This is a genomic window from Flavobacterium sp. (assembly GCF_044368625.1).
Lineage (GTDB): Bacteria > Bacteroidota > Bacteroidia > Flavobacteriales > Flavobacteriaceae > Flavobacterium.
Map to the genome: position 1 here is coordinate 1 of NZ_JBIPPD010000132.1, position 9,181 is coordinate 9,181.

At 33.7% G+C, this 9,181-nt stretch carries 6 protein-coding genes; 4 read left to right on the plus strand and 2 right to left on the minus strand.

The features are described from left to right. Nucleotides 1-176 precede the first annotated feature (176 nt). Nucleotides 177-2,363 carry an ATP-binding protein gene (locus ACIQ2X_RS10515; protein ID WP_396178886.1) on the plus strand — a complete coding sequence of 729 codons (2,187 nt, stop codon included), beginning with the start codon at nucleotides 177-179 and terminating at the stop codon, nucleotides 2,361-2,363. 72 nt (nucleotides 2,364-2,435) lie between these two features. Here the strand turns inward: ACIQ2X_RS10515 and ACIQ2X_RS10520 are convergent, their stop codons facing one another. Further along, nucleotides 2,436-3,203 carry a TIGR03915 family putative DNA repair protein gene (locus tag ACIQ2X_RS10520; RefSeq protein ID WP_396178887.1) on the minus strand — a complete coding sequence of 256 codons (768 nt, stop codon included), beginning with the start codon at nucleotides 3,201-3,203 and terminating at the stop codon, nucleotides 2,436-2,438. After that, nucleotides 3,181-4,461 carry a putative DNA modification/repair radical SAM protein gene (locus ACIQ2X_RS10525; protein ID WP_396178888.1) on the minus strand — a complete coding sequence of 427 codons (1,281 nt, stop codon included), beginning with the start codon at nucleotides 4,459-4,461 and terminating at the stop codon, nucleotides 3,181-3,183. Before ACIQ2X_RS10525 ends, ACIQ2X_RS10520 begins: the two co-directional genes overlap by 23 nt. Before the next feature lie 449 nt (nucleotides 4,462-4,910). Between ACIQ2X_RS10525 and lepA the strand changes: the two genes are divergently transcribed. The 3 genes from lepA to ACIQ2X_RS10540 form a co-directional block, all read left to right on the plus strand. Then, nucleotides 4,911-6,707: a translation elongation factor 4 gene (lepA, locus tag ACIQ2X_RS10530; RefSeq protein WP_396178889.1), complete on the plus strand. Its 1,797-nt coding sequence runs from the start codon at nucleotides 4,911-4,913 to the stop codon at nucleotides 6,705-6,707. Nucleotides 6,708-6,726: 19 nt separating this feature from the next. Then, nucleotides 6,727-8,586 carry an AIPR family protein gene (locus ACIQ2X_RS10535; RefSeq protein ID WP_396178890.1) on the plus strand — a complete coding sequence of 620 codons (1,860 nt, stop codon included), beginning with the start codon at nucleotides 6,727-6,729 and terminating at the stop codon, nucleotides 8,584-8,586. Nucleotides 8,587-8,942: 356 nt separating this feature from the next. Beyond that, a partial coding sequence (locus ACIQ2X_RS10540) for a hypothetical protein (protein WP_396178891.1) occupies nucleotides 8,943-9,181 on the plus strand: 239 nt, incomplete at its 3' end.

The following is a 9,181-nucleotide window of genomic DNA, read 5'->3' on the forward strand; positions in this document are numbered from 1 at the left end:
GTGTAAAATCATAATAACTTTTCTGACTATGGCTTGGTCGGTCAAAAATAATTTTTGATTTTAGCCACAAAACAGGAAATCAAAACTAAAAAAAACTATCTTAAGTTTTTCAAAAAGTTGCACTGGCAATGGATTGCAGCATGTTAAATTTTTTTAATCAACTTAAACCAATAAACATGACATTAACTAAAGTTTATTTTAGAGGTATTATTGTGGTATTATTTTTTTGTATCACCAAAATTAATGCTCAAGGGTTAAACGCAACATACGAAAAAAAAATAGATAGCATACAAGAGAGCTATAGCAAATTAACCACTCCTATAGATAAAATGAAGGCTTTATATCAAGTAGCAAAACTCTATCAAGCCACAAACTTTCAAAAATCGGATAGTATAAATAATATAATATTACAAACTGCAAAGAAAAATACAGATGAAGTAGGTTTTGGTTTGTATCATTTGATTAATTCACAAAATCAAATCACCAAAGGTGAGTACAATCTCGCATTTAGAGAAGCAGTAAAAGCAGAATTTATATTTAAGAAAAAACAAGAAACAGCTTATTATTTAGATGCTATTTACCTTAAGGCTTTTTCATTAACTTTAAATGGAAAAAGAGACGAAGGTTTAAAATTAGTCTTATCATTTATTAATGATAAAAAATATAAATCGTATAATGAGCAAATTGGTCAGTTGTACTATTTTCTTGCATTTTATCACCTTAACATTGAAAAAAACCTACCTAAATCATTAATTTATAATGAAAAAGCGTTAGAAATTTACAGAATTATAAACAGTAGAGGGGTTTTAAAGGTTTACTACAATATAGCACAGATTTACATAGCCCTCAATAATTTTAATAAAGCAGAAGAATATGCGCTTTTAGCTATTAATAGTAACCAACCAAAATCCATTGAATTGTTACAAGCATTAAATAGTATTTTAGCGTATGTCAATCTAGAAAACAAAAAATACATTATCGCTCAAAAATATTGTGACAAATCACTTAAACTTTGTAGCATTCTCGGAAATGATGATATTACTGCTATCACATTATTAAATAGTATAGCGATTGATAAGGAGTTAAATCAATATGATAAAATGATTACTAAAGCCGATAAAGTTCTAAAATTAACGGAAATGCCGGAATCGAAAATGTATGGTAATTATTATAAAGGAATTGCTTTCTATAATAAAAGGGAATTCGAAAAAGCTAAATTGTATTTAACAAAAGCTAGTAAATTTATTGATAAGAATGACCGAATAAATTATAAAGAAGTATACGATGCGTTGTCAACAACTTTCAAAAGTTTGAATCAATTTGAAGAAGCTTTGGTGTATAGAGAAATTTTTCAATCAATTGAACAGGAAGTGTATAAAAATCAAAACGATGAAAAAATTAATGAATTACAAATAAAATTTGATACAAAAGAAAAAGAAATTCAGTTAAAAAATTTAACTATCGCTTCTCAAAAAGACAAAGAAATTATTATTCAGAAAGATAACCAAAGAAATCTCTTGATAGCAATTGTAGCTTTCTTACTGCTTTTGGCTTTTATTACCTATTTTCTTTACAATAAAATTAAAATAAAAAATCAAAAGCTAAAAAACCAAAATAAAGTAATTGAGGAGCAAAATAAAGAAATTAATAATTTTAATGAAACCATCAAGAAAACATTTTCCATTGTGTCCCACGATTTAAGAGGACCGTTTAACGCGCTGATGGGTTATACAAATTACACAAGCGAAAACTGCGACAGTCTGACCAAAGAAGAAATAAAAACGTATTTGGCCATTATTAATAATACGGCAACTAACAATTACAACTTTACCCAGCAATTACTCAAATGGTCGCTCAAACAACAAAAAGGAATTGTTTTAAACAAAAAATACACTGATATAAGAGAAATCGTACAAAAGTGTTTGGGTACATTATCGGCTCAATTGGAGCAAAAAAATATATCCGTAGACGATTATCGCTTACTTCCCATTATGTGCTATTGTGATGCGGATATAGTTTTCAATATAATGTACAACATTCTCTCTAATGCAGTAAAATTCAATAATGATAACAGTACAATTACGATCAAGTCGTTTTCTGACAATCAATACGTTTATATTGAAACCACAGATTCAGGAGTAGGAATGGACAACGAAATGGTACAAAAATTAAATGAGGACAGCGATGGTACAGAATTTGAATTTGTTATAAAAGACAATGAATACCAAGGTGGTTTTGGTTTGCTTTATGCAAAAGAGTTAGCAAACCTCCATAAAGGCAAACTGGTTTTCGAGTCACAAGTAGCTATTGGGTCAAAAGTTACGCTGGCAATACCTATTCTAATAAAGCGTCTTTGTGAATAAGTTTTTAAAACATTAATATCATACTTCTTACTCGCTTAAATTTCTCAATGCCTTAATGGTTCGAAACGTATTTCACAGCATTTTTTTCTCCGTCAAATACTTCCAATATCGTTTAGGCACGTGTTGCACATGAAGTTTGTCGTTCCGGCGTTCCTTAATGTTGGTGTGATCAAAATATTCAATCCACAATTTCTGGTAATGGAGCTCTTTTTTGTCGAGTAGTTCTTTTTTTTGGCTTTCGCCAAAGGCAATCGGACGATCGAGCGATATTATTTCTACTGAAGTCAAATCATAATAAACGCCATAACTGCGTTTGGAATCGTAAATCAACCATTTTTGGTCTTGGTATCGGTTTTTGAAATGCGTAATAATTAAAGTAAGTACATCAAAATCAGGAAAAATTTCAGCAAAATAAATGCCGTCTTTCAGTAATTCAAAACGGATAAAAGCTTTCATACGGTGGCGTTCGCGGTTAACGCTTTTGACTAATTTTGATAATTGCATCACGGCAGAGTTAGAGAAATCTTGTAAAATATTTTTATCAGGATTTGCCACCGCATACGAAATGCTTTGCAGCAAAATGGTTTCTCGCGAAACATCTTCCGAAAGAAAAGCATACAAAATGTCTTGAATGCCGCTTTTGCCCAATTGCTTTTCGAGTCGTTTCAGGACGCGATCGGATTTCTCGGGATTAGTGATGATTTCAATAGGTTCGGCAAAGAACGAGTTTTGGAACGTTCCTGAATGTACAATTTGAACGTCTTGGTATTTGTACTCAAAAACTTCAAATACCGCTGTCAAGAAACCTTCGAAAGTGCTATCGTAAAAAAGTATCGTCATTCAAAAGGGAAGTTTGGTTGCTGAACGGATTTTCGAATTTGCTTTTGGTATCGCCCACAATCAAATTTTTTAAATGAACGGAATCTAGATGAATCAAGTTCTTATTGGAATTCGCCACGACAATAAAATATTTCGCCCTGTTGGTTGCCACACCCATTTTTTGCAAATGTTCTAAAGTTAGGTTTTGAAACTTTCTTGCATTCACAATCTTGTAAGCTGATTTTACGCCAATACCAGGCACTCGCAAAATCATTTCCAGCGGAGCGGTTTGTAATGTTACAGGAAAATCAGTAATGTTTCGCAACGCCCAACCCAGTTTTGGGTCGACTTCCAAATCGAGAAACGGATTGTTTTTGGCCAAAATTTCATCGGCTTTAAAACCGTAAAAACGCATCAACCAGTCGGCTTGGTACAAACGATTTTCACGAACGATTGGCACTTGTGAACCCAAACCCGGTAATCGCGCATCATTAGAAACAGGCACATAACCTGAATAATACACGCGTTTCATACTGAAGTTTTTGTAAAAATGGTCGGCAACCTGTATGATTTGCAAATCGGTTTCGGGACTGGCGCCCACAATCATTTGCGTACTTTGTCCAGCTGGTGCAAATTTGGGCGTGGATTTGAACTTTTTACGTTCGTCTTTGTACAAACTGATTTCGTTTTTGACAAAACCCATCGGCTTGATCATTTGTTGGTGGTCTTTGTCGGGTGCCAATAGTTTCAAACCCGATTCGGTTGGAATTTCAAGGTTCATACTCAATCGGTCAGCATACAATCCGGCTTCCCGCATCAATTCGTCACTGGCTCCGGGAATACTTTTAAGGTGAATGTAGCCGTTGAAGTTTTGTTCCAAACGCAACTTTTTTGCCACACGAACCAAGCGTTCCATAGTATAATCGGCATTTTTGAAAATTCCAGAACTCAGGAACAAGCCTTCGATGTAATTTCTGCGGTAGAAATTCATAGTTAAATCCACGACTTCTTCCACGGTAAAAGCCGCTCGTTGAATGTCGTTACTTTTTCGAGTCACGCAATACGCACAATCGTAAATACAGAAATTGGTAAGCAGAATTTTGAGTAAAGAAACACAGCGTCCGTCTTCGGTATAGGTGTGACAAATTCCCGAAGACGACGAATCGCCCAATCCTTTGTTGGTATTCTTGCGATTTCCACCGCTTGACGAACACGAAACATCGTATTTGGCGGCGTCGGCGAGGATTTCTAGCTTTTCTTTAATTCGGTCGTAATTCACTTATTTTGATAAATTTGGGAGTGTAAAAATACGGGAATTAAAGAGTTTCATTCTTGCTTTTTTCGAACTTTAATAGTTGTTTAACGAAGGATGAATTTTCCCGAAAATCTGAAATTTAGGAAGCGAACGCAAAGTGTTTTTGAAGAATTTTTTTATTCAAAGATTATCTTTTACTATTTGATTACAAGCGTTTCAAGTTAACCTCTAATCTACTATCTTTGCGGATTGATTTACCTTTAGGAATTGTAAAATTAGAAGTTCAGGGTAACAAAGGAGGTTGCGTTAGGGATTGCAGCGGAAATCCTTTATGGTCCGTCCCGAACATTCGGGAGGGACATAAAGATTGGGAGCGGAAAGCGCGACCCGTAGGGTAACGCCCAACTATTTGATTATAAAAGAAAAGACAGAAGAAACAGGTTAGTTTCTTGAACAAAATAGAACATTTTTAGATGAAAAAAATTAGAAATTTTTGCATTATTGCCCATATTGACCACGGGAAAAGTACGCTTGCCGACCGACTTCTTGGTGCGACACAAACGGTTACGGCTCGTGAAGAGAAAGCGCAATTGCTGGATAATATGGACTTGGAGCGCGAACGGGGTATTACCATTAAAAGTCATGCGATTCAGATGGAATATACCTACAAGGGCGAGGAATATATCCTGAACTTGATTGATACTCCGGGTCACGTGGATTTTAGTTACGAAGTTTCGCGGTCCATTGCGGCTTGTGAAGGAGCACTTTTGATTGTGGATGCAGCACAAAGTATTCAGGCACAAACGATTTCTAACTTGTATCTGGCTTTAGAAAACGACTTGGAAATTATTCCGGTATTGAATAAAGTGGATTTGCCAAGTGCCAATCCAGAGGAAGTTAGCGACGATATTATTGATTTATTGGGTTGCAAACTGGAAGATATTATTCATGCTTCAGGTAAAACGGGGTTTGGTGTCGAAAATATTTTGGCAGCCATTATCGAAAAAATTCCGGCGCCAAAAGGGAATGTGGACGAGCCTTTGCAAGCGTTGATTTTTGATTCGCATTACAATCCGTTTAGAGGAATAGAAGTTATTTTTCGTGTGATGAACGGTGAAATCAAAAAAGGTCAGAAGATTAAATTTATGGCCACGGGTAACGAATATTTTGCAGATGAGGTAGGAACTTTGAAATTGAATCAGGTGCCAAAAAGCGTTATTTCTACAGGAGATGTGGGTTATTTGATTTCAGGAATTAAGGAGGCGAAAGAAGTGAAAGTCGGCGATACGTTGACGGACGCCAAAACGCCAACAACCAATATGATTACGGGTTTTGAAGACGTGAAACCGATGGTTTTTGCGGGAATTTATCCCGTAGATACTGAAGATTACGAAGATTTACGTTCTTCGATGGAAAAGCTGCAGTTGAACGATGCTTCGTTGGTGTTTTTACCGGAGAGTTCGGCGGCATTGGGATTTGGTTTCCGTTGCGGATTCTTGGGCATGTTGCACATGGAAATTATCCAAGAACGATTGGAACGGGAGTTTGACATGACGGTAATTACCACGGTTCCCAACGTGTCGTATTTGGCTTACACCAAAAAAGATCCTGAAGCTGGATTTGTGGTAAACAATCCATCGGATTTGCCAGAACCATCGAAACTGGATCGGGTGGAGGAGCCTTTTATCAAAGCTACGATTATCACAAAAGCCGATTTTGTGGGTAATGTAATGAGTTTGTGTATTGAAAAACGTGGACAAATTACGAATCAAACGTATTTGACAACTGAAAGAGTTGAACTGAATTTTGATATGCCGTTGGCGGAAATTGTATTTGATTTTTACGACCGATTGAAAACGGTTTCTAAAGGTTATGCTTCATTTGATTATTCGCCAATTGGAATGCGAACTTCGAAGTTGGTTCGTTTGGACGTTTTGTTAAACGGTCAAACGGTGGATGCACTTTCGGCGTTGATTCATGAGGACAATGCGTACAATATTGGTAAGAAAATGACCGAGAAATTGAGAGAATTGATTCCGCGTCAGCAATTTGATATTCCGATTCAAGCGGCAATTGGAGCTAAAATCATCGCTCGTGAAACGATAAAAGCGTTACGAAAAGACGTTACCGCCAAATGTTATGGTGGTGATATTTCGCGTAAACGTAAACTTCTTGAAAAACAGAAAAAAGGTAAAAAACGCATGCGTCAAGTAGGAAATGTAGAAATTCCTCAAGAAGCATTTATGGCAGTTTTGAAGTTGAATGATTAAACACAACGTTATCAAAAGTATGATGTATCTAAATGATGAAATAAAAAGGGAACTCGATTATTTTAAAAGAATGAACGAGCATTTTACAATTAATGCTGGAAAGAGTACGACAAATGTTTCTGAAGCTAGTGATGAAATTTCTTATATGGCATTGAGTGCTTCATTAGCAATGGATTTGTTTGAAGAGGGTTTTTTTGAAAATTTTCATATTACTGATAAATTTATTTCTGGTAAACAAGAATTACAATTGGATGCATATGCGTTTATTGAAACCGAATCAACAAATGAAAAACATCTTCACTTATTTCAATACAAATTACATCAAACAGATAAAAATGCAACATCTCCTACAGAATTAAGAGATTTTGCAACACTTATGAATGATACTTTTGTTCATCCTGAACTTAGAGATAATGACTTAATTTTAAATCCTGTATTAAACGAAATAGATCAACAGGTTCAAAGTTTTTTAAGCAAAAAAGGTCGTAAAATTGCCGTTTATTGTCATTTTATTAACAATGCCCAAGGAATAAATCGCTCAAATAATGATGCAATAAATAGTGTTTTAGGAAGATTTGAACAAGATAAACAGCTCTATCGTTTCAATATTCAAGTGTATGGCTTACAAGATATTATTGACTTAGCTGTAGATGGAAAAATTCGAGTTGTATCTGAAAATATTGATTTTATTTTAGATGGCCAACACTCGTTTAGATACGAAGATAACACTAAAAGAACAAGCTTGGGATTACCCAAAAGAGTTTTTATTGGAATGTGTAATGTTAATGAGTTTATTCGTCTTCAAAATAAATATCATAACAATCAATTATACGCTGAAAATATTAGATTATATTTAGGTGATCGCGGAGCAGTAAACAAAGATATTATTAACACTATTACTAATATTGAAAGTATTTGGTTTCCATATATGAATAATGGGATTAGTATTATTTGCGATGAAATAACTCTTGGTACACCAAAAGCAAACAGTAATATAAACGTAGAATTAAAAAATCTACAAATCATAAATGGATGCCAAACTGTAAACGCTTTGTTTAGCGCAAAATATGGAGAAAAAACTAAAGATAATTTTAAACCAGCAAATATATTAGTTCGGATTTACGAAATAGATTCATCGCAAGCTGACTTTAAATTAAATGTAATTAAAGCTACCAATAATCAAAATGCTGTTAAAACATATTCATTATTAGCTAATGATCCGTTACAAATTGCTATTGGAAATACAATAAAAGAGTTTGATTATTTGTATGACAGAAAAGGAGAGGCAAAACACTCTTCAACAAAAAAAATTGTTAGTATGCCAAATGGTGCATTAGCGTATAGAGCAGTATATATGGCAGCTGCTCAATCTTTACGTTCTAGAATGGGAGAAAGTAGGGTTTTTCAAAAAACTGAGTACGAGAAAATATATAAAAATTCAGCACTGGATGATAATGAAGAACTTTTTTTATTAAGTAGTAAATTATTGTCATCATCAATTATATTAGACACAATAAGAGATCTAGTAAGGGAGAAGTCAGATAGTTACATTGCTACTCTTCCTGTTTTTAAAAAGAGCACATACTACATTGCTGGATTAATTTACGCTTTAAATAAAAGAGAAATTGATGATTTGACCAAAAATATGGTTGATTTATTAATTGAAAATAATTATGTTAAAACTAAAGGAATTGATATTCCAAACAAAATAATTAATCTTTTGAAAGATAAATTTTCATCATCTGTTGATAATTTCACAGTATTTTACAATTCTATAGAAATTGAAAAAACAGATATTGATAATTTATTAAAGAGTAGTGATTTTGGAAAATTGTACAAAAAACACATCGAAAGTATTTCTGGAGCATTAGAAGAATGAATATAAAACGCATGCGTCAAGTAGGAAATGTAGAAATTCCTCAAGAAGCATTTATGGCAGTTTTGAAGTTGAATGATTAAACTCATTTAGAGTATAGAAATAAAAATAAAGAGAAAAGAACCCGATAGCGAAAGTTATTGGGTTTTTTGGTTTTAGAAAATAGGATATATCAAGGTTTTTTTACTAATGCAACTTGTTTGCAAAGCAAAGTAATCCTTACATCTAGAAATTATCACAAGTTTTGTGTGTTGTTGTTTTTTTTTGATAAATTTGATAGAGAGGATGAGAAACAAACCTACGCTAATCGAAGTTGTCCGAAATTAGAAATTATAAAAACAACCATTAATTAAAATAATATGAAAAACAGACTTAAAATTGCACTTATCCTTGTAATGTTTGCTAATGCTGTTATAGCACAATCAACGGAGAAATTTATTAGAATAATTGGAAATTCAGCTTACGAATTTAAGGCAGACACTTATAGAGTTTACTTTAGTGTTTCTGAAATTCTTCCAAATAACTATAACAAAGAAGAATATAAATCTTTAGAAAGTAATATATCCGAAACTATGGATTTTTTTAAAAAAAATGGAAT

Excerpts from the sequence above, each read along its gene's own strand:
- ACIQ2X_RS10515 (WP_396178886.1), top strand. The coding sequence starts at position 177 with ATGACATTAACTAAAGTTTATTTTAGAGGTATTATTGTGGTATTATTT.
- ACIQ2X_RS10520 (WP_396178887.1), bottom strand. The coding sequence starts at position 3,203 with ATGACGATACTTTTTTACGATAGCACTTTCGAAGGTTTCTTGACAGCG.
- lepA (WP_396178889.1), top strand. The coding sequence starts at position 4,911 with ATGAAAAAAATTAGAAATTTTTGCATTATTGCCCATATTGACCACGGG.
- ACIQ2X_RS10535 (WP_396178890.1), top strand. The coding sequence starts at position 6,727 with ATGATGTATCTAAATGATGAAATAAAAAGGGAACTCGATTATTTTAAA.